16 protein-coding genes are annotated in these 20823 nt (G+C 72.9%); all 16 read left to right on the forward strand.

Annotation, left to right across the window (positions count from 1 at the left end; all coding sequences use genetic code 11):
• Position 1 precedes the first annotated feature (1 nt).
• The 16 genes from asnB to ACFYO9_RS20610 are packed head-to-tail and all read left to right on the forward strand — an operon-like array spanning position 2 to position 20670.
• Positions 2–1936, forward strand: a complete 1935-nt coding sequence (gene asnB, locus ACFYO9_RS20535; protein WP_358777737.1) for an asparagine synthase (glutamine-hydrolyzing) — start codon at positions 2–4, stop codon at positions 1934–1936.
• An 18-nt stretch (positions 1937–1954) separates the two neighbouring features.
• The gene (locus ACFYO9_RS20540; protein ID WP_358777738.1) at positions 1955–4162 is read left to right on the forward strand and encodes a bi-domain-containing oxidoreductase; all 2208 of its coding nucleotides are present in this window, start codon (positions 1955–1957) and stop codon (positions 4160–4162) included.
• Complete coding sequence (locus tag ACFYO9_RS20545; RefSeq protein WP_358777739.1) at positions 4159–6141, forward strand: alginate lyase family protein; 1983 nt, start codon at positions 4159–4161, stop codon at positions 6139–6141. Before ACFYO9_RS20540 ends, ACFYO9_RS20545 begins: the two co-directional genes overlap by 4 nt.
• Positions 6142–6150: 9 nt before the next feature.
• Positions 6151–7674: a right-handed parallel beta-helix repeat-containing protein gene (locus ACFYO9_RS20550; protein WP_358777740.1), complete on the forward strand. Its 1524-nt coding sequence runs from the start codon at positions 6151–6153 to the stop codon at positions 7672–7674.
• A gap of 1 nt (position 7675) precedes the next feature.
• The gene (locus tag ACFYO9_RS20555; RefSeq protein WP_355804607.1) at positions 7676–8908 is read left to right on the forward strand and encodes an O-antigen ligase domain-containing protein; all 1233 of its coding nucleotides are present in this window, start codon (positions 7676–7678) and stop codon (positions 8906–8908) included.
• A 2-nt stretch (positions 8909–8910) separates the two neighbouring features.
• Positions 8911–10185, forward strand: coding sequence for a glycosyltransferase (locus ACFYO9_RS20560; protein WP_358777741.1), 1275 nt, complete (start codon positions 8911–8913; stop codon positions 10183–10185).
• Positions 10186–11439: a class I SAM-dependent methyltransferase gene (locus ACFYO9_RS20565; RefSeq protein WP_358777742.1), complete on the forward strand. Its 1254-nt coding sequence runs from the start codon at positions 10186–10188 to the stop codon at positions 11437–11439.
• Positions 11436–12242 (forward strand): glucose-1-phosphate cytidylyltransferase, encoded by an 807-nt coding sequence (locus ACFYO9_RS20570; RefSeq protein ID WP_355804599.1) that lies wholly within the window; start codon positions 11436–11438, stop codon positions 12240–12242. The genes ACFYO9_RS20565 and ACFYO9_RS20570 overlap by 4 nt, the downstream gene beginning before the upstream one ends.
• Positions 12239–12901 (forward strand): PIG-L family deacetylase, encoded by a 663-nt coding sequence (locus ACFYO9_RS20575; RefSeq protein WP_358777743.1) that lies wholly within the window; start codon positions 12239–12241, stop codon positions 12899–12901. The genes ACFYO9_RS20570 and ACFYO9_RS20575 overlap by 4 nt, the downstream gene beginning before the upstream one ends.
• A gap of 3 nt (positions 12902–12904) precedes the next feature.
• Positions 12905–13930 (forward strand): SDR family oxidoreductase, encoded by a 1026-nt coding sequence (locus tag ACFYO9_RS20580; protein WP_358777744.1) that lies wholly within the window; start codon positions 12905–12907, stop codon positions 13928–13930.
• A 17-nt stretch (positions 13931–13947) separates the two neighbouring features.
• The gene (locus tag ACFYO9_RS20585) at positions 13948–15201 is read left to right on the forward strand and encodes a DUF4910 domain-containing protein (protein ID WP_355804590.1); all 1254 of its coding nucleotides are present in this window, start codon (positions 13948–13950) and stop codon (positions 15199–15201) included.
• On the forward strand, positions 15198–16517 hold the full coding sequence (locus tag ACFYO9_RS20590; RefSeq protein ID WP_388666476.1) for a hypothetical protein: 1320 nt from the start codon (positions 15198–15200) through the stop codon (positions 16515–16517). Before ACFYO9_RS20585 ends, ACFYO9_RS20590 begins: the two co-directional genes overlap by 4 nt.
• Entirely contained in the window at positions 16514–17479 is a 966-nt protein-coding gene (locus tag ACFYO9_RS20595; RefSeq protein ID WP_358777746.1) for a glycosyltransferase family 2 protein, read from the forward strand. Before ACFYO9_RS20590 ends, ACFYO9_RS20595 begins: the two co-directional genes overlap by 4 nt.
• The gene (locus ACFYO9_RS20600) at positions 17476–18777 is read left to right on the forward strand and encodes a polysaccharide pyruvyl transferase family protein (protein WP_358777747.1); all 1302 of its coding nucleotides are present in this window, start codon (positions 17476–17478) and stop codon (positions 18775–18777) included. The genes ACFYO9_RS20595 and ACFYO9_RS20600 overlap by 4 nt, the downstream gene beginning before the upstream one ends.
• Positions 18774–19325, forward strand: a complete 552-nt coding sequence (rfbC, locus tag ACFYO9_RS20605) for a dTDP-4-dehydrorhamnose 3,5-epimerase (protein WP_355804579.1) — start codon at positions 18774–18776, stop codon at positions 19323–19325. Before ACFYO9_RS20600 ends, rfbC begins: the two co-directional genes overlap by 4 nt.
• Position 19326: 1 nt before the next feature.
• Positions 19327–20670, forward strand: a complete 1344-nt coding sequence (locus ACFYO9_RS20610) for a glutamate-1-semialdehyde 2,1-aminomutase (protein WP_358777748.1) — start codon at positions 19327–19329, stop codon at positions 20668–20670.
• The last annotated feature ends 153 nt before the right edge of the window (positions 20671–20823 follow it).

The raw sequence follows: 20823 nt of genomic DNA on the forward strand, positions 1-20823 counted from the left end.
CATGTGTGGCATCGCAGGCACGTACCGGTGGCCGGACGGAAAGGCCGTGACCGACCGGCTGACCGAAACCCTCGCCCATCGCGGCCCGGACGGCGCGGGCCGCTACAGCCGTCCCGTCGGTGACGGCGACGTCCAGCTCGGCCACCGCCGGCTCGCCATCATCGACCTGTCCGAGACCGGCGCCCAGCCGATGATCTCCGACGGCCTCGCCCTCACGTACAACGGCGAGCTGTACAACGCCCCCGAACTGCGGGCCGAGTTGGCCGCCGCCGGGGTGCGCTTTCGCGGCACCTCCGACACCGAGGTGGTCCTGGAGGCGTGGCGGCGCTGGGGCACGGACTGTCTGCCCCGGCTGCGCGGCATGTTCGCGTTCGGGGTCTTCGACGAGCGCACCGGCGAGCTGGTGCTCGCCCGCGACCAGCTCGGCATCAAGCCGCTGTTCCTGCTCCGCCGCGGCCCCGGCCTGGTGTTCGCCTCCGAGCTCAAGGCGCTCGCCGCCGTGACCGGCGGTTCCCTCGACGTGGATCCCGGGGCGCTGGTGGCGTCGCTGCTGTACTACTGGGTGCCGGACTCGCGCTGCGCGTACCGCGAGGCGGAGAAGCTGCCGCCGGGGAGCTGGCTGCGGTGCAGGGCCGACGGCCGGGTCGACCGGGGGCGGTTCTGGAACCTCAAGGACGTCGCCGCCGAGGGCCAGGAGCGGGCCAGGGCGGGCGAGTCGCCGGACATCGCCGGCGTCGTCGCGGAGTCGACACGGCAGCACATGCTCTCCGACGTGCCCGTGGCGACGTTCCTCTCCGGCGGTCTCGACTCCAGCTATCTGACCGCCCTGGCCGCCCGCCACCAGCCCGGCATCTCCGCGTACACGATCGGATTCCGCGCCGAGGACGCCAAGTTCGAGGCGATGCCGGACGACCTGCGCTACGCCCGGCAGGTGGCCGCGCGCTACGGCGTCGACCTGCACGAGATCGAGATCGCGCCGAACGTCCTGGACCTGCTGCCGGAGATGACGTACCACCTCGACGAGCCGATCGGCGACCCCGCCGCGATCAACACCTATCTGATCTGCTCGGCGGCCCGGGAGGCCGGCGTCAAGGTGATGCTCTCCGGGATGGGCGCCGACGAGCTGTTCGCCGGGTACCGCAAGCACCTGGCCAACACGCTGGCGCTGCGCTACCAGCGCGTCCCGCGGCCGCTGCGGCGCGCGGTGTCGGGGGCCGTGGACCGGCTGCCGGTCGCCACGGCCCGGCGGGGGTACCGGTCGGTGCGGTTCGCCAAGCGGTTCCTCTCCTTCGCCGAACTGCCGGAGGAGACCGCGTTCCGGCGCAGCTACACCATGTACGACCAGGAGGAGCTGCTCGCCCTGGTCGACCCGGACCTGGCGGGGACGGTGGACGACGTGCTGACCGAGCACGCGGACGTCTACGAGGACAACGACCTCGACGACTTCGTGAACCGGATGTGCCTGGGCGACGCCCGGATGTTCCTGCCGGGTCTGAACCTCGCCTACACGGACCGCTCCAGCATGGCCGCGTCGACCGAGGTGCGGGTGCCGTACGTGGACGTCGAGGTGGTCAAGGCCGCGTTCGCGGTGCCGGGCAGCCGCAAGATCGTCGGACGGCAGGGCAAGGCCGTCCTCAAGGAGGCGGCCACCTCCGTCCTGCCCCGGGAGATCGTGTACCGGCCCAAGGGCCTGTTCAGCGCCCCGCTGCGGGCCTGGATGAGCCGGGACCTGGCGCCGCTGGTGCGCGAGGTGGTGAACGACGGGGTCCTTGTCACCTCGGGGATCCTGCGCCGCGACGCGCTGGCGCGCATGGTCGCCGAGGACGCCGCCGGACAGCGGGACTTCTCCAAACATCTGTGGCATGTGCTGACCCTCGAGTACTGGTATCGCGGCGCGACCTCTGGGTCCGACCGGAGCACTCGGCAAACGGCTTAGGAATTCAGAGGAGTACGGGTGAAGCAGGTTGTTCAGAACTACAAGAGCGGCGAGCTGGCGGTCCTCGACGTGCCGGTTCCCGGGTGCAAGGCGGGCGGTGTGCTGGTCCGCAGCGCCTTCTCGCTGATCTCCACCGGGACCGAGCTCATGAAGGTCTCCGAGGCCGGCATGTCGATGGTCGGCAAGGCCCGCTCACGCCCCGACCAGGTGGCCAAGGTCATGCAGAGCGTGGCCACCAACGGGGTGCCCGCCACCTACCGCAAGGTGATGGGCAAGCTGGACTCGTACACGCCGCTCGGCTACTCGCTGTGCGGGGTGGTCGAGCAGGTCGGCGCCGGGATCGACGACGTGTCCGTCGGTGACCTGGTGGCCTGCGCGGGCAACGAGCACGCGCTGCACGCCGAGGTGAACTGGGTGCCGCAGAACCTCTACGCCCCGGTTCCGGACGGCCTCGCGGCCCGGCACGCGGCCTTCGGCACCGTCGGCTCGATCGCGATGCAGGGCGTCCGCCGCGGCGAGCCCCAGCTCGGCGACGTGGCGCTGGTCATCGGCCTCGGCCTGATCGGCCAGCTGGTGGTGCAGCTCCTGACCGCCTCCGGGGCCCGCGTGGTGGGCGTCGACCCCGACCCGGTGCGCTGCGAGCTCGCGGAGCGGCTCGGCGCCGCGGCGTGCGGCGACCCCGAGTCCTCAGCGGTGGAGAACGCCGTCGCCGAACTCACCGACGGCCACGGTGTGGACCAGGTGTATCTGGCCGCCGGCGGCGGCAGCAACCAGCCGGTCGAGCTGGCCGCCCGGCTCTGCCGGGACCGCGGCCGGGTGGTCGACATCGGCAAGTGCCGGCTCGACCTGCCGTGGAACGCGTACTACGAGAAGGAGCTCGACGTACGGTTCTCCCGCAGTTACGGCCCCGGGCGCTACGACCCGGCGTACGAACTGGAGGGGCGCGACTACCCGATCGGCTATGTGCGCTGGACCGAGCGCCGCAACCTGGCGTGCTTCCTCGACCTCGTCGCCCGGGGCCGCGTCGACGTGGAGCCCCTGGTCTCCCACACGGCCGACTTCGCCGACGCCGTCGAGACGTACCAGCGCCTGAAGGACGGCGACCTGAAGGCGGTGGCGGTGCTGTTCCGCTACCCCGAACCCGTCGCGGGCTCCGCCGAGTTGACGGAATCGGGCGAGGCGGCACCCTCGGTGACCGTGCCCGCCGTGAAGCGGAGCTCCGGCGGTGCGCCCACCCCGGTCCGGGCGTCCAACACACCCGTACGCCTCGCGTTCGTCGGCGCCGGGAACTACGCGACGTCGATGCTGCTCCCGCACCTCCAGGGGCGCGAGGGCGTCGAGCTGTCCACCGTCGTCACCACGACCGCGCTCTCCGCGGCCAACGCGCAGCGCAAGTTCGGCTTCACCGAGGCGACCACCGATCTCGACGCGGTCCTCGGCGACAAGTCCGTCGACGCGGTGTTCGTGGTCACCCGGCACAGCTCGCACGCCGAACTGACCCGCAAGGCGCTCCTGTCCGGCAAGGCCGTGTTCGTGGAGAAGCCGCTGGCGCTCAGTGAGGACGAGCTGGCGGGCGTGGTCGCGACGGTGGAGGAGTCCGGCAACGACCGGCTGCAGGTGGGCTTCAACCGCCGCTTCTCGCCGCTGCTTCGCGAGGCCAAGCAGCGGTTCGGCGCCCGCAGCGGCCCGGCCCACCTGCGCTATCTGGTCAACGCGGGCCGGCTGCAGCACGGCAGCTGGTACCTCCAACAGGGCACCGAGGGCTCGCGGTTCGCCGGGGAGGGCGGGCACTTCATCGACACGGCGAGCTGGCTGCTCGGGGCCGACCCGGTCTCGGTGTACGCGGTCGCCACCTCGGGCCACGAGGACCTCCAGGTCGTCCTGCGCTACCCCGACGGTTCGACGGCCACCATCAGCTACGTCACCACCGGCCCGTCGAGCTTCCCCAAGGAGACCCTCGACCTGGTCGCGGACGGCCGCGCCCTGCGCCTCGACGACTTCGTCCGCGCCTCGGTCCACGGCCCCAAGAAGTGGGTCAGTTCACGGCTGCCCAAGGCCAGGGACAAGGGCCAGTCCGCCGAACTGGCCGCGTTCGTACGGGCCGTGCGCTCCGGCGGACCCATGCCGGTGCCGCTGGAGTCGCTGGTCGCCACCACGGCGGCCACCCTCGCCGTGCGGACCGGCCTGGCCGGTGGCGCGCCGGTGACGCTGGCGGGAGAGCGATGACGCTGAGCGCGGGCTGGTACCTGCGGCGGCTGTCCCGGATGGAGCCGCGGGAGGTCGGCGGCCGGGCGGTCGACGCGGTGCGCAGACGGCGGTGGCGCTCGGAGCTGCCGTACGGTCCGCCCGTGTCCGGCGCCCGCTTCACCGCGGCGCTGCCCGCCGAGGCGATCGCCGCGATACCGCCGGACGCCGCGAAGCGTCTGGTCGCCGAGGCGGACCGGCTGATGGCCGGGCACGTCACGTTCTTCGGCGTGGACCGCGACGACCTGGCCGACCCGGACTGGTGGTCCGACCCGAAGACCGGGCTCAGCGCCCCGTGGGAGTACGCCTTCGACGTGCCGTACCGGGACGAGGAGGTGGCCGGGGACGTCAAGCAGATCTGGGAGCTGTCCCGGCACCAGTACCTGACCGTGCTCGCCGCGGCCTACGCGGTCACCGGCGACGAGCGGTACGCCGAGCGCGTGGCCGATCACCTGCGGTCCTGGTGGGCGGCCAATCCGCCGCTGCGCGGGGTGCACTGGATCAGCGGCATCGAGCTGGGCATCCGGCTGCTCTCCTGGGTGTGGGTGCGCCGGCTGCTCGACGGGTGGTCCGGCGCGCGGGGCCTGTTCGAGGACAACCCGGCGGCGCTGCACCAGATCTGGCACCACCAGCGCTGGCTGGCCGCCTTTCCCAGCCGGGGTTCCTCGGCGAACAACCACGTCATCGCCGAAGCCGCCGGGCAGTTCGCCGCGGCCTGCGCCTTCGGGTGGTTCCCCGCGTCCGCGCGCTGGCGGGACGACGCGCTGCGCTCGCTGGAGCGGCACCTGCGCGGCAACACGTATCCCTCCGGCCTCAACCGGGAGCTGGCCACCGAGTACCACGGCCTGGTGCTCGAACTGGGGCTCGCCGCGGTCGCCGAGGCGGACGCGGCCGGCGTGCCGGTCCCTGCGACGGTCCGGGCGGTGCTGCTGCGGATGACCGACGCGCTCGCGGCCGTCGTCGACAACCGGCTGCGGCCGCCGCGCCAGGGGGACGCGGACGACGGTCACGGTCTGGTCGTGGACGGCGCGGGCACCGACCGCTGGGGCTCGCTCCTCGCCACCGGGGACGCCGTGTTCGGGCGGCTCGACTGGTGGCCGACGGTCACCGGCACCGATGTGCGCACGCCGCTGCTCGCCGCGCTCCTGCGGCCGTACGGGAAGCCGGGGACCGCGCACGCCGTGGCCCGGCCGGAGAGCAGGCCGGCCCACTTCGCCGACGCGGGCCTGACGATCCTGCGCGGCCCGGAGGAGATCTGGTGCCGCTGCGACGGCGGCCCGCACGGGTTCCTGTCCATCGCCGCGCACGCCCACGCCGACGCGCTCTCCGTGGAGGTCCGGCACGACGGGGTCGACGTGCTCGCCGACCCGGGGACGTTCTGCTACCACGGGCAGCCCGAGTGGCGGCAGTACTTCCGCTCGACGCTCGGCCACAACACGCTGCAACTGGACGACGCCGACCAGTCCGTGTCCGGCGGCCCGTTCCTGTGGACCCGGCACGCCCGCAGCCGCGTCCTGATCGCGGAGACCGGCGCGGCGTCGGACGGGGTGAGCGCCCGCTGGTGTGCCGAGCACGACGGCTACCAGGACGCCACACACCGCCGTAAGGTCGAACTCACGGAAGAGCGCCGGGAGTTGAAGGTGACCGACGAGGTGCGCGGCCCGCGCCGGACCGTGCGCCTCGCCTTCCACCTCGGCCCGGCCGTCGCCGTGGACCTGGTGGACAGCCGGGCCGTGCTGACCTGGAGCCGGGACGGCGAGGACCGCTCCGCGGTGCTCGACCTGCCCGCCGAGCTCTCCTGGCGGGCGCACCGCGGCGAGAGCGAGCCGCCGCTCGGCTGGTACTCCCCCGGCTTCGGACGCAAGGAGCCCGCCACCACGCTGATCGGCACCGCCTCCACGGAGGCCGGTTTGGTCGACGGCGTGCAGGAGTTCACCACCGTCCTCACGTTCCGGGGTTAGGGAGTCGACGTGGTGATCAAGAGGCGGTTCGGGGTGTGGTCGGCGGCACCGCTGGTGGTGGTCCTGCTGACGGCGGCCGGCTGTGACGACGCGCCCGCGCCGCGGGCCGAGCCGACCGCCGCCGCGCCCGCCACCCCCGTGGCCCGGGTGTGCGCCAAGCCCGCGTCCGGTCCCGCGAAGGCACCGGCGGGCGCGGTGAAGGTCGACCCCGCCAAGGTGGGCGACCTGGTCGCCAAGACCAAGAAGAGCCCGCCGCACACCACGTTCTGGCTGGGTCCCGGCAAACACCGCCTCGCGTCCGACCGGTTCGCCCAGGTCATCCCGAAGAAGGGGAACCGCTATCTGGGCGCGCCGGGCGCGGTGCTCGACGGCGGCAAGCGCAACCAGTACGCGTTCGGCGGCACCGCCCGCGACGTCACCATCGGCCATCTGACCGTGCAGCGTTTCGTGGCGCCGCCCGACGAGGGCGTGGTCAACCACGACTCGGCCGACGGCTGGGTGATCGAACACGCGACCATCCAGCACAACACCGGAGCCGGTCTGATGGCAGGCGCCCGCCAGCGCGTTCGCGCCAACTGCCTGCGCGAGAACGGCCAGTACGGCATGAACGCGTACAAGGCCAAGGGACGGATCAGCGGCCTGGTCGTCGAGGGCAACGAGATCGTCGGCAACAACACCGGCGACTGGGAGCGCAAACGCAAGGGCTGCGGCTGCACCGGAGGCGTCAAGTTCTGGGCGGTCGACGGCGCCGACGTGCGCGGCAACTGGGTGCACGACAACCGCGGCACCGGCCTGTGGGCGGACACCAACAACAACGACTTCCGCATCGAGGGCAACGTCCTGGAGAAGAACGACGGGGCGGCGCTGATCTACGAGACCAGCTACAACGCGGTCATCCGCAAGAACACGATCCGGCGGAACAACTGGGTCGAGGGGCGCCGGTACGCCGACCGGGGCGACTCCTTCCCGCTCGCGACCGTCTACATCTCGGAGTCGGGCGGCGAGCCGCGCGTGAAGGCGCGTACGGACGAGATCGAGATCGACCGGAACACGCTGGAGGACAACTGGTCCGGGATCACTCTGTGGGAGAACGCCGACCGGTTCTGCAACAGCCCGGCCAACACCTCGTCCGGCGACTGCACGCTGCTGGTCAAGGACACCAAGCGGTGCAAGCGGCCGGGCATCACCAAGGAGCCGCTCTACGCGGACTGCCGCTGGAAGACCCAGCGGGTCGACATCCACGACAACCGCTTCGTCCTGGACAAGGCGGTCGTGGAGTGCACGACGAAGTGCGACCGGATGGCGGTCCTCGCCAACTACGGCACCTATCCGGACTGGTCGCCCTACATGGGCGAGCGGGTGGCCGAGTCGATCACCGGCAAGCAGCACAACCGCTGGCGCCACAACACCTACGTCGGGCCGTGGAGGTTCGTGGCCCACGACCCGAGCCGGGTCCTCGACTTCGGGCAGTGGCAGGCCGCCCCGTACCGGCAGGACGACCGCAGCACCCTCCGTACCCGGGCGGGTGACTGAGATGCCCGCCGACCACACATCGCGGACGGTCGCCGTCGCCTGGGGACTCCTTGTCCTCAACACGCTCGGCTCCGCCGGGGCGAAGACCATCGTGCCGCTGCCCCGCTCCCTCATCCAGATGGCCACCATGGGCGCGCTGGTGCTCGCGTTCGCGCTGGCGCTGGCGGTCAACCTCACGCTGCGCATCCGCCCCGGCGCGTACGTCTTCCTGCTCACCCTGCTGCTCGTGCCGAGCCTGATCTCCAGCGTCAACCCGGACTCCGGCTTCGGCGCGCTGTTCCGCTGCGGCAGGCTGGCGCTCTTCGTCGCCACCCTGTGGCTGCTCAGCCGCTGGTGGGACGGGGGCCTCGGCTTCGTCAGACACCACATCCGGATGTACTTCGTGGTCCTCGGGTCGGTCGCCGCCGGACTGGTCGTCTCGCCGGGCGCCGCCCTGCCCGACCTCTACGGCGGGCGTCTCGTCGGCGCGCTGTGGCCGCTCACGCCGCCGCAGATCGGGCAGTACGCCGCGGTCATCATCGGGCTCACCGTGCTGCTGCTCCTGGGCCGCAGGACCGACCGGACCAGCGCGGCGCTGGTCATCGTGCCGTCCTTCGTGCTGCTCGCGCTGACCCACACCCGGACGGCCACGCTCGGCCTGTTCACCGGGCTCGCCCTCGCGATCTGCTCGCTGCTGCTGACCAGCTCCGCCGCCCGCCGGTTCTTCACCTGGGCGGTGCTGACCGCCACGGTGGCCGCGGTGGCGTTCAGCTCCGCGCTGCAGGCGTGGTTCCTGCGCGGCCAGACCGAGGAGAACTTCGCCAACCTCACCGGCCGCGCCAAGGTCTGGGACGCCCTCCTCGCGGCCCCCCGGTCGACCTCGGAGCAGCTGTTCGGGATGGGCCTCGGCGACAAGTCGTTCGGCGGCCTGCCGATCGACAACAGCTGGCTGGCCGTCTACCAGGAGCAGGGCCTGACCGGCACGGCCATCGTGGCGGCGATCATCCTCGTGCTCGGCGGCGTCGCGCTGCTGCGGCCGCCGTCGCTGCAGCGGGCCTGCGCCATCTTCCTGATCAGCTACTGCGCCATCGCCTCGTACACCGAGGCCGGTCTCGGCGACGCCTCGCCGTATCTGCTCCATCTGGCCGTGGCTGCCTCGCTGTTGGCGGCGCCCGCCGCGGCCCCGCCGCTCCCGGCGCCCGCGGCCCCCCGACGACGTGTCCCGCGCTGGGCGCGCGGTTCGGAGGTGATCTGACCGTGCGCATCCTCGTGGTGCACAACCGTTACGCCTCGGCGCAGCCGAGCGGCGAGAACAAGGTCGTCGACCAGGAGATCGAGCTGCTGCGCGCGGCCGGCCACCATGTCGAGCTGTTCGAGCGGCGCAGCGACACCATCGCCGCCCGGTCCCTGCCGGGCAAGGTCGCGGTGCCGCTGCTCGTGCCCTGGAACCCGGCGGTCCGCTCGGAGCTCGCCGCCCGGCTGCGCGCCGAGCGCCCGGACGTCGTGCACGTCCACAACGTCTTCCCGCTGCTCTCGCCCGCGGTCATCGCCGCCTGCGCCGACGCGGGCGTGCCCGCCGTGGCCACGCTGCACAACTACACGCAGATCTGCCCGCCGGGCACCCTGCAACGCGACGGCAAGCCCTGCACCGAGTGCGTCGGCGCCTCGCCGCTGCCCGCCGTCCGGCACGGCTGCTACCGGAACTCCCGCCTCGCGACCGTGCCGTTGGCGGTCAGCCTGTCGGTCAACCGGCGCCGGTGGTGGACCGGCGTGGAGCGGTTCTTCTGCATCTCGGCGGCGCAGCGCGAGGTCCTGGTGGCGGCCGGCATGCCCGCCGAACGCCTCGCCGTGAAGCACAACTTCGTGCCGGAGCCGGAGGAGCGCCGGGCGGGCGACGGCGAGCACCTGCTCTACCTCGGCCGCCTCGCGGAGGCCAAGGGCGTGCGGCTGCTCATGGCCGCGTGGGACGAGCTCGCGGCGGACGGCGGCGTGGGCGTCCCGCTGGTGATCGCCGGGACGGGCCCGCTGGAGCCGGAGGTGACGGCGTGGGCGGCGGGCCGGGACGACGTGCGCTACGTCGGCCTGTACGACACCGCGGAGTGCCGCAAGGCGCTCGCACGCTCGGTCGCCGTGGTCGCCCCCTCGACCTGGCTGGAGGCCTTCGGCCTGGTCGTCGTGGAGGCGATGGCGGCCGGCGTGCCGGCCGTCGCCGCAGGTCACGGCGCCTTCGTCGAGCTCGTCGAGGACGGGGTGACCGGGCTGCTGCACCGGCCGGGCGACGCCGCGTCGCTCGCGTCCCGCATACGCCGGATCGCGGTCGATCGGGACCGCAACCGGGAGATGGGCCGGGCGGCCCGCGGCCGGTACGAGCAGGGGTTCAGCCCCGCCGTCGGCCTGGACCGCCTGGTGGAGGGGTATCGCGCCGCGATCGCGGTGCGGGCCGGAGACGGGAACGGTCCGTCGCCGGCAGGGGGAACGGAAACACGGGCTCGTGGCGGGGACACCCGTACGGGCAGGGATGGGGGCAGTTAGATGACACGATGCCGACTCTGCGGCTCGGCGGCGCTGGAGAGCGTCGTCGACCTGGGGGCGACCCCGCCGTGCGAGAGCTTTCTCGCCGCGGACCGGCTGGACGAGCCGGAGCCCGCGTACCCGCTGCACCTGCGGGTCTGCACGGAGTGCTGGCTCGCGCAGATCCCGCCGCTGATCACGCCGGAGGAGACGTTCAAGGAGTACGCGTACTTCTCCTCCTTCTCGACGTCGTGGGTGGAGCACGCGCGCACCTTCGTCGCCGGCGCCGTGGAGCGGGTGGGGCTCGGCGCCGACGCCTTCGTGGTCGAGGTCGCGAGCAACGACGGGTATCTGCTCAAGCACGTGGTGGACCGGGGGATCCGCTGCCTGGGCGTCGAGCCGTCGGTGAACGTCGGTGCGGCGGCCAGGGAGGCGGGCGTGCCCACGGTCACGGAGTTCCTGAGCCCCGAGACGGGCGCGGCCGTCCGCGCCGAGCACGGTCCGGCCGACCTGGTCGTGGCCAACAACGTGTACGCGCACATCCCGGACGTGGTCGGGTTCACCGAGGGGCTGCGCGCCCTGGTCGCCGACGACGGCTGGGTCTCCATCGAGGTGCAGCACCTGCTGACCCTGATCGAGGAGAACCAGTACGACACGATCTACCACGAGCACTTCCAGTACTACACGGTCGCCTCGGCGGCGCGGGCGCTCGCGAGCGGTGGACTCGCCCTCGTGGACGTCGAGTTGCTGCCCACGCACGGCGGCTCCATCCGGCTGTGGGCCCGCCCCGCCGAGGTCGCGGGCGAGCCGTCACGGCAGGTGGCCGAGGTCCTGGACCGGGAGAAGGCCGCCGGGCTCCAGGACCTCTCCGGGTACACCGAGTTCTCCGCCCGGGTCGCCAAGGTCCGCAGGGACCTGCTGAAATTCCTCATCGAGGCGGCCGAGCGCGGCGAGACGGTCGTCGGCTACGGCGCCCCCGGCAAGGGCAACACCCTGCTCAACCACTGCGGCATCCGGCCCGACCTGCTCGCGTACACGGTCGACCGCAACCCGTACAAGCACGGCCGGTTCACCCCGGGCACCCGCATCCCGATCCTGCCGCCCGAGCGGATCGCCGCCGACCGGCCCGACTACGTCCTGATCCTGCCCTGGAACCTGCGGGCCGAGCTGGTCGAGCAGCTGTCCTACGTGCACGAGTGGGGCGGCCGCCTGGTCTTCCCCGTCCCGGAACTGAGCGTCGTCGACGCCACGTCTTCGAAAGAGGCCACAGCATGAAGGTCGTTCTGTTCTGCGGCGGTTACGGGATGCGGATGCGCGACGGGGCCGCCGACGACATGCCCAAGCCGATGGCGATGGTCGGCCCGCGGCCGCTGATCTGGCACGTCATGCGCTACTACGCGCACTTCGGGCACAAGGAGTTCATCCTGTGCCTGGGGTACGGGGCGCACCACATCAAGAACTTCTTCCTCAACTACGAGGAGACGACGTCCAACGACTTCGTGCTGCGCGGCGGCAGGACCGAGCTGCTGTCCACCGACATAGCCGACTGGACGATCACGTTCGCGCAGACCGGCATCGAGTCGCCGATCGGCGAGCGGCTGCGGCGGGTCCGCCACCACCTGGACGGCGACGAGATGTTCCTCGCCAACTACGCGGACGTGCTGACCGACGCCCCGCTGCCGGAGATGATCGACCGGTTCGCCCGGCGGGACGCGGGCGCCTCGATGATGGTGGTGCCGCCGCAGTCGTCCTTCCACTGCGTGGAGCTGGGCGAGGACAACCTGGTGGGCGGCATCACGGCGGTCAGTGAACTGCCGCTGTGGGAGAACGGCGGCTACTTCGTGCTCCGCCAGGAGGTCTTCGACCACATACCGGAGAACGGCGACCTGGTCGCCGACGGATGCGGCCAACTCGCCAAGCAGGGCCGCCTGGTGGCGCACCAGCACCGCGGTTTCTGGAAGCCGACCGACACGGTCAAGGAGCGGGCCGCGCTGGATGCCGCGTACACCCGCGGCGAGCGCCCGTGGGCCGTGTGGGAGCGCGACGGCGTACCGACGGACGCCGGGGTGCGCGCGTGATCCGGCTCGGGGCCGGGCGCCTCGAACGGATCGTCGCGGTGGGCGCGCACTGCGACGACATCGCCATCGGCGCCGGCGGCACGCTGCTCACGCTGTGCCTGGCCCGGCCGGGCGTCCGCGTCGACGCGCTGGTGCTCTCCGGCGGGGGCGGCGAGCGGGAGCAGGAGGAGCGGGCCGCGCTCGCCGCGTTCTGCCCCGGCGCCGACCTGCGGCTTACCGTCCTCAAGCTGCCGGACGGCCGGCTCCCCACGCACTGGGAGGAGGCCAAGGCCGCGGTCGAGGAGCTGCGCGCGCAGAGCGACCCCGACCTCGTCCTCGCCCCGCGCACCGACGACGCGCACCAGGACCACCGGGGCCTCGCCCAGCTCGTGCCCACCGCCTTCCGCGACCACCTCGTACTCGGCTACGAGATCGTCAAGTGGGACGGCGATCTCGGCCGGATGGCCGCGTACCAGCCGCTCTCGCCGGAGACCGCCGAGCGGAAGGTGCGGCTCCTTCAGGAGCACTACCCCTCGCAGCGGCACCGGCCCTGGTACGACCGGGAGGCCTTCCTCGGCCTCGCGCGGATCCGCGGCATCGAATGCCACGCGCGGTACGCCGAGGCGTTCGCCGTCACCAAACTCACGCTCGATCTGGGCACCGCCCATCAGGGGGACTGAACCTTGCGCGTACTGCTGACCGGACATCAGGGCTACCTGGGCACCGTGATGGCCCCGGTCCTCGCGGCCGCGGGGCACGAGGTCACCGGCCTCGACTCCGGCCTGTTCGCCGACTGCGTCCTCGGCCCGCGGCCCGCCGACCCGACGGGGCACCGGGTGGACCTGCGGGACGTCACGGCCGACCACGTGGCCGGGTTCGATGCGGTGATCCATCTGGCCGCGCTCTCCAACGACCCGCTGGGTTCGCTGGCGCCCGAGCTCACCTACGACATCAACCACCACGCGTCCGTGCGGCTGGCCCGGCTGGCCCGCGAGGCCGGGGTGCGGCGCTTCCTGTACGCGTCCACCTGCTCGGTCTACGGCGCCGCGGGCGGCGGTGAGCTGGTCGGCGAGGACGCCCCGCTGCGCCCGGTGACCCCGTACGCGGAGTCCAAGGTGCGGGTGGAGGACGACCTGCACGCGCTGGCCGACGACGACTTCAGCCCGGTGTACATGCGCAACGCCACCGCCTTCGGCTTCTCGCCCCGGCTGCGCGCCGACATCGTCCTGAACAACCTGGTGGGCCACGCGCTGCTCACCGGCGAGGTGCTTGTGCTCTCCGACGGCACGCCGTGGCGGCCGCTGGTGCACGCCGCCGACATCGCGCGGGCCTTCACCGCCGCGCTGGGCGCGCCCCGGGATGCGGTGCACGACCGGGCGTTCAACATCGGCAGCGAGACCAACAACGTCACGGTCGCGGAGATCGCGGAGCAGGTCGCCGCGTCGGTGCCCGGCTCGAAGGTGGTGATCACCGGCGAGAACGGCGCCGATCCGCGCTCCTACCGGGTGGACTTCTCCCGGTTCCGCGCCGCGGTGCCCGGCTTCGACTGCACGTGGACGGTGCGGCAGGGCGCCCTCGAACTCGCCGACGCCTACCGCGAACACGGCCTGACCCAGGAGGACTTCGAGCAGCGCTTCACGCGTCTCGCCGTGCTGCGCGCGGCCTCCGGAGCGGGCACCGTCGACGACACCCTGCGGCGGCGCCCGTGACGGCGGTCGGCGAGGAGATGCACGCACTGGTGGAGCGGCTGTACCCGCTCTGCCGGAGCATCACCGGCGACGGTGTGCGCGCCACCCTGCGCATCGTCGACGAGTATCTTCCGCTGGACATGCACGAGGTGCCGACCGGGACGCAGGTCCTCGACTGGACGGTGCCGCAGGAGTGGAACATCCGGGACGCGTACGTCGCCGACGCCTCCGGCCGCCGGGTCGTCGACTTCGCCGCGTCCAGCCTGCACGTGCTCGGCTACAGCGTGCCGGTGTCGGCGACGATGCCGCTCGCCGAGCTCCGCAGCCATCTGCACACGCTGCCGGACCACCCGAACTGGGTGCCGTACCGCACGAGTTACTACCAGCCGCAGTGGGGGTTCTGTCTGGCCCAGGAGACCCTGGACGCCCTGCCGGACGGCGACTACGAGGTGCGCGTCGACTCCACGCTCGCCGACGGTCATCTGACCTACGCCGAGCACGTCATCCCCGGACAGGTGCCGGACGAGGTGATCGTCTCCTGCCACGTCTGCCACCCGTCGCTGGCCAACGACAATCTGGCCGGCATCGCGGTGGCGACGTATCTGGCCCGGTCACTGGCCGGGACCTCGCCGTACTACACCTACCGGTTCATCTTCGCGCCGGGCACCATCGGCGCCATCACCTGGCTGGCCCGCAACGCGGAGCGGATCGACCGGGTCAAGCACGGGCTCGTGCTCGCCTGCGCCGGTGACGCGGGCCAACTGACGTACAAGCAGAGCAGGCGCGGCGACGCGGAGATCGACCGGGTGCTGCGGCATGTGCTCGCCGCGTCCGAACGCCCGCACCAGGTCAAGGAGTTCACCCCGTACGGATACGACGAGCGGCAGTTCTGCTCGCCCGGGTTCGACCTCGGGGTGGGCTCGCTCAGCCGGACGCCGTACGCGAGCTATCCGGAGTACCACACGTCGGCGGACAACCCCGACTTCGTCTCCGCGGAGGCGATGGCGGACACGCTCGACGTCTGCCGTACGGCGTTCGGCGTCCTCGACCGCAACCGGCGCTACGTCAACCTCAGCCCCTACGGCGAACCGCAGCTGGGGCGGCGGGGGTTGTACGAGTCCCTCGGTGGCCGCAGCGACGCCAAGGAGGCGCAGATGGCGATGCTCTGGGTGCTCAGCCTCTCCGACGGCGGGCACAGCCTGCTGGACGTCGCCGCGCGGTCGGGGCTCACCTTCGACACCGTCGCCGCGGCGGCCGACGCCCTGCACGGCGCCGGACTGATCAAGGCATGACGCCGATGGCCACCGAGGGAGAGCACACGACGACGCCGCAGGCCCCGCCGCAGAGCACCGGACGGACCGCCAAGCGGGCCATGTTCGGCCGGCTCTCCTGGGGCCTCGCCGACCAGGCGGCCTCCAGCATCTCCAACTTCGTGGTGGGGATCTACGTGGCCCGCTCGCTCGGGCTTGCCGCGTTCGGCGTGTTCAGTCTCGCCTGGGTGACCTACGGCGTGGTGCTCAGCGTCTCCCGCGGGCTCGCCACCGACCCGCTCGTGGTGCGCTTCAGCGGTGTGCCGGAAGCCGCCTGGCGCACCGCGGTGGCCCGCTCGTCGGGCACCGCGCTCGGCGTCGGCGCCGCCGTCGGCGCGGTGTGCCTGGTGGTCGGCCTGGCGGTCGGCGGCCGCGTGGGGCCCGCGTTCGCCGGCCTCGGCGTCGTACTGCCGGGGCTGCTGATGCAGGACGCCTGGCGGTACTCGTTCTTCGCGGCGGGCGCCGGGCGCAAGGCCTTCGTCAACGACCTGGTGTGGGGCATCGCGCTCGTCCCCGCCCTGGTGGTCGCCGCCCGGGTCGGCGGCGTGGCCGCGTTCGTCCTCGCCTGGGGCGCGTCGGCCGCCGTCGCCGCGGTGTACGGGTGTCTGCAGTCCGGCATCCGGCCCCGGCTCACCGGGGCGCGGGCGTGGCTCCACGACCACCACGACCTCGGCCTGCGGTACCTGGTCGAGAACGTCAGCACCAGCGGCGCGGCCCAGCTGCGGGCGTACGGCCTCGGCGCGATCGTCGGCGTCAGCGCGGTGGGCGTGGTCCGCGGCGCCGAACTCCTGCTCGGCCCGTTCATGGCCGTGCTGATGGGCCTGTCGCTGGTCACCGTGGCGGAGGCGGCGCGGGTGCTGCGCAGGGCCCCGCACCGCCTCGGCACCTTCTGTCTCCTGCTGGGCGGCGCGCAGGCGGTGGCCGCGCTGCTCTGGGGCGCGGCGCTGCTCCTGATGCCGGACCGGCTCGGCGAGCTCACCCTCGGCGACGTCTGGGGCGCCGCCTCCGAGCTCATCGTGCCGGCCACGCTCGGGGTCGCGGGCGCAGGACTCGGCACCGGCGCCGCGGCCGGCCTGCGCGCGCTCGGCCTGGCCCGGCGCAGTCTGCGCAGCCAGCTGTTCGCCTCCACCTGCTACGTCGCCGGCGGGCTCGGCGGTGCGGTCGCGGCCGGCACGGTCGGCTCGGCCTGGGGCGTCGCCGCCGCCACCGTCTGCGGCTCCGCCGTGTGGTGGCTGCAGCTGCGCGCCGCGCTGCGCGAGCACCACCAGAACTCCATTACCGAAGTGAGGACGTCATGACCGCGCATCCCCGGCTGAGCATCGGCCTGCCCGTGTACGACGGCGAGGAGTACCTCGCCGAGGCGCTCGACGCCCTGCTCGGCCAGACCTACGAGGACTTCGAGCTGGTCATCTCGGACAACGCCTCGACCGACGGCACCCAGGACATCTGCCGCGAGTACGCCGCGAAGGACCCGCGCATCCGCTACCTCCGGCTGCCGCGGAACATCGGCGCCGCGCCCAACCACAACTACGTGTTCACGCAGTGCCGCGGCGAGCTGTTCAAGTGGGCCTCGCACGACGACCTGTACGCGCGCGACCTGCTGAAGCGGTGCGTGGAGGCGCTGGACGAGCGCCCGGAGGTGATCCTCGCGCACAGCGGCCAGGCGGTCATCGACGGCGACGGCACGGTGAAGGTCCCCTACGCCTACGGGCTCGCCACCGACTCGCCGCGCGCCCCGGAGCGCTTTCGCAGTCTGCTCTTCGAGCCGGGCGGCGACGACTTCTACGGGGTGATGCGGGCCGACGTGCTGCGCCGGGTGAAGCCGCACGACAGCTACCACCACGCGGACCGCACGTTCGTCGCCGAGATCACCCTGCACGGGCCCTTCCACCAGGTGCCGGAGCTGCTGTACTTCCGCCGCGACCACCCCACCCGCGCCGAGCGCGCGAACCCCTCGCTGCGCTCCAGGTGCGTCAACCTGGACCCGCGCCGTGCGGGCCGGCTGCACCCGGCGCCCCGGCTGCTCGCCGAGTACGTCCTGGGGTTCACCTCGGCGATCCAGCGGGCGCCGCTGTCCGCCGCGGACCGGCGCGCCTGCCACCGCCACGTGGCCGCGTGGCTGGCGAGCCGGGCCCGCCCCGGCGCCGGCGAGCGGGTGGAGGACCGCGCCCCCGTCGACCCGGGCGCGCACACCGTCTCCGTGGACGACCTCGTCGCAGGACGCGAGGGGCGCGCAGGCCGTGAGGGGCGCCAGGCATGACGTCGACCGGCCAACCCCCGGTGCGCATCGGGGTGTTCGGCCTTCTCGGCTCCGGCAACCTCGGCAACGACGGGTCGCTCGAAGCCGTGCTCGGCCATCTGCGCACCGCGCACCCGGAGGCCGTCGTGGACGCGCTGTGCGGCGGACCCGACGCGGTCACCGCACGGTACGGGATCCGCGCGACGCGGCTGCACTGGTACCGCGGCGAGTACCGGACCGCCTCGCGCGCGGGCGCCGTCGCGGGCAAGGGGCTCGGCAAGCTCGTCGACGCGTTCCGCACCGCCGCGTGGGTGCGCCGCCACGACGTGGTGATCGTGCCGGGCATGGGCGTCCTGGAGGCCACGCTGCCGCTGCGGCCCTGGGGCTTCCCGTACGCGCTGTTCCTGCTCTGCGCGAGCGGCCGGCTGGTCGGCACCCGGGTCGCGCTGGTCGGCGTCGGCGCGGACACGATCCGCAACCGGTCGACCCGCGCCCTGGTCCGCTGGTCGGCGCGGCTCGCGGCGTACCGCTCGTACCGTGACGACCTGTCCCGTGACGCGATGCGGGCGATGGGCGTGGACACCGGGCGCGACCGTGTCTACCCGGACCTCGCGTTCGCCCTGCCGACGGCGGCGGCGAACGCGGCGTCGGACGCACCGGACGCACCGGACGCTCCCGGCTCGGTCTGTGTCGGCGTGATGGCCTTCCACGGCAGCGACGCCGACCGCGACCGGGCCGAGGAGATCCACCGGCGCTATATCGACGGGGTCACCGCGTTCGTCCGCGCGCTGGCCGAGGAGGGCAGGCCGGTCCGGCTGCTCACCGGCGACGACGTCGACGGGGCGGTGGTGACCGCGATCCTCGACGCGGTCGCCTCGCCGCTGGTCACCGCCGCCGACGCGGCCTCGCTCGCCGATCTGATGCGGGAGACGGCGGCGGCCGACGCCGTGGTGGCGACCCGGTACCACAACCTGGTCTGCGCCCTGAAGTCCGGCACCCCGACGCTCGCCCTCAGCTACGCGGCGAAGAGCGACGCGCTGATGGACCGGATGGGCCTCGGCGCGTACTGCCACCCGGCCCGCGAGGTCGACGCCGGCCGGCTGTTGGAGCAGTTCCGCGAACTGGAGAAGCGGGCGGCCGGGCTGCGCCGGACCCTCGCCGAGCGCAACCGGACCGCCACCGCGCAACTGGCCGACCAGTGGGCGGAGTTGACCGCCGTCCTGTTCCCCACGAAGACGAAGACCACGCCGAAGTCGAAGACCACGTCGAAGTCGAAGACCGAACACGCCGGGTCCCGCCCCCGGCAGGAGGCACCATGAAAGTGACCGAAGTCCCGGCGATCGCCGGCGCGTACCAGTTCGAGCCGGAGCGGCACGCCGACGAACGCGGCTTCTTCTGCCGGACGTTCGACGCCGACGTGATCCGCTCGGTGGGGCTCGACCCGGACGCCTTCGTCCAGGACAGCGTGTCCCGTTCGGTCCGGGGCGTGCTGCGCGGCCTGCACCTGCGCTCCGGTGCCGGTGAGGCCAAGCTGGTGCGGTGCTCGTACGGGCGGATCTTCGACGTCGCCGTGGACTTGCGGAAGGACTCGCCGACCTATCTGGGCCGGGCCTTCTTCGACCTGTCCGGCGAGACGCAGACGACGGTGTACATCCCGGCGGGGTGCGCGCACGGTTTCCAGGTCCTGACGGACACCGCGGACACCTCGTACCGGATCGACCGGCCGCACGACCCGAGCGAGGACGTGACGATCGCGTTCGACGACCCGGAGCTCGCCATTCCGTGGCCGCTGCCGGTGACGTCGGTGTCCCCGCGGGACCGGACGGCGCCGAGCCTCGCCGAGGTCCTGAAGCAGCGGGAGGGGTGACGTGGACACCGAGAACACCGCGGGCGCCGGGGAGTTGCGGCTCCCGAAGTCGCGGGCGCTGAACGAGCGGCTGCACGCGCTGGTCCCCGGCGGCGCGCACACCTACGCCAAGGGCGACGACCAGTATCCCGAGCACCTCGCGCCGGTCATCAGCCACGGCCGCGGCGCCCACGTGTGGGACGTCGACGGCAACCGCTACATCGAGTACGGGTCGGGACTTCGCTCGGTCAGCCTCGGCCACGCCCACCCGCGGGTCGTCGAGGCGGTGCGGCGGGAGCTCGACCGGGGCAGCAACTTCGTGCGGCCCTCCGTCGTGGAGGTCGAGGCCGCCGAGCGGTTCCTGGCCACCGTGCCGACGGCCGAGATGGTGAAGTTCGCGAAGAACGGCTCCGACGCCACCACCGCCGCGGTACGGCTGGCCCGCGCCGTCACCGGGCGGGCCCGGGTGGCCCTCTGCAGCGATCACCCGTTCTTCTCCGTCGACGACTGGTTCATCGGGACGACGCCGATGTCCGCGGGCGTCCCGGCGGCGACGGACGAGCTCACCGTGACGTTCCCGTACGGGGATCTGGCCGCCACGGAGGAGCTGCTCACCCGGTACCGGGACGAGGTGGCCTGCCTGATCCTGGAGCCCGCCACCCACACCGAGCCTCCTCCGGGCTACCTCGCGGGCCTGCGCGAACTCGCCGACCGGCACGGTTGCGTGCTGATCTTCGACGAGATGATCACCGGCTTCCGCTGGTCGGAGGCGGGCGCCCAGGGGCTGTACGGCGTGGTGCCGGACCTCTCGACCTTCGGCAAGGCGCTGGGCAACGGCTGCGCCGTCTCCGCACTGGCCGGGCGCAGGGAGCTGATGGAGCGGGGCGGTTTCCGGCACTCCGGCGAGCGGGTGTTCCTGCTCTCCACGACGCACGGGGCGGAGACGCACTCGCTGGCGGCGGCGATGGCCGTGCAGGCCGTCTACGTCGAGGAGGGCGTCACCGCGCACCTGCACGCGCTCGGCGACCGCCTGGCCGCGGGGGTCCGCGAGGCGGCGGCGGGGATGGGCGTCGCGGACCACGTGGTGGTCCGGGGCCGGGCGAGCAACCTGGTCTTCGCCACGCTGGACGCGGAGGGCCACCCGTCACAGGAGTACCGCACCCTGTTCCTGCGCCGACTCCTGGAAGGCGGGGTACTGGCCCCGTCGTTCGTGGTGAGCAGCGCCCTGACCGAGGCGGACATCGACCACACGGTGGAGACGGTGGCACAGGCGTGCGCGGCCTACCGAAAGGCACTGGACGCGGGCGACCCCACCCCATGGCTGACGGGCCGCCCGGTGCGGCCGGTGTTCCGACGGGTGGGGTGAGGCGGTACGCAACCTGGCCGGAGGCACTGGCCCCCGGGCGACCCCACCCCTTGACTGGGAGCCGCCCGGCGCGGCTGGCGTTCCGACGGGTGGGGTGAGGCGGTACGCGACCTGAGCGCGGGTTCCGGCCCGCCGGGGCTAGGGGGCCGGGGC

The organism is Streptomyces sp. NPDC005863, assembly GCF_042871345.1.
GTDB lineage: Bacteria > Actinomycetota > Actinomycetes > Streptomycetales > Streptomycetaceae > Streptomyces.

What these genes read in the sequence shown, in the direction of transcription:
- asnB (WP_358777737.1), top strand. Translation starts at nt 2, where the DNA reads ATGTGTGGCATCGCAGGCACGTACCGGTGGCCGGACGGAAAGGCCGTG.
- ACFYO9_RS20545 (WP_358777739.1), top strand. Translation starts at nt 4,159, where the DNA reads ATGACGCTGAGCGCGGGCTGGTACCTGCGGCGGCTGTCCCGGATGGAG.
- ACFYO9_RS20555 (WP_355804607.1), top strand. Translation starts at nt 7,676, where the DNA reads ATGCCCGCCGACCACACATCGCGGACGGTCGCCGTCGCCTGGGGACTC.
- ACFYO9_RS20565 (WP_358777742.1), top strand. Translation starts at nt 10,186, where the DNA reads ATGACACGATGCCGACTCTGCGGCTCGGCGGCGCTGGAGAGCGTCGTC.
- ACFYO9_RS20570 (WP_355804599.1), top strand. Translation starts at nt 11,436, where the DNA reads ATGAAGGTCGTTCTGTTCTGCGGCGGTTACGGGATGCGGATGCGCGAC.
- ACFYO9_RS20585 (WP_355804590.1), top strand. Translation starts at nt 13,948, where the DNA reads ATGCACGCACTGGTGGAGCGGCTGTACCCGCTCTGCCGGAGCATCACC.
- ACFYO9_RS20590 (WP_388666476.1), top strand. Translation starts at nt 15,198, where the DNA reads ATGACGCCGATGGCCACCGAGGGAGAGCACACGACGACGCCGCAGGCC.
- ACFYO9_RS20595 (WP_358777746.1), top strand. Translation starts at nt 16,514, where the DNA reads ATGACCGCGCATCCCCGGCTGAGCATCGGCCTGCCCGTGTACGACGGC.
- ACFYO9_RS20600 (WP_358777747.1), top strand. Translation starts at nt 17,476, where the DNA reads ATGACGTCGACCGGCCAACCCCCGGTGCGCATCGGGGTGTTCGGCCTT.
- rfbC (WP_355804579.1), top strand. Translation starts at nt 18,774, where the DNA reads ATGAAAGTGACCGAAGTCCCGGCGATCGCCGGCGCGTACCAGTTCGAG.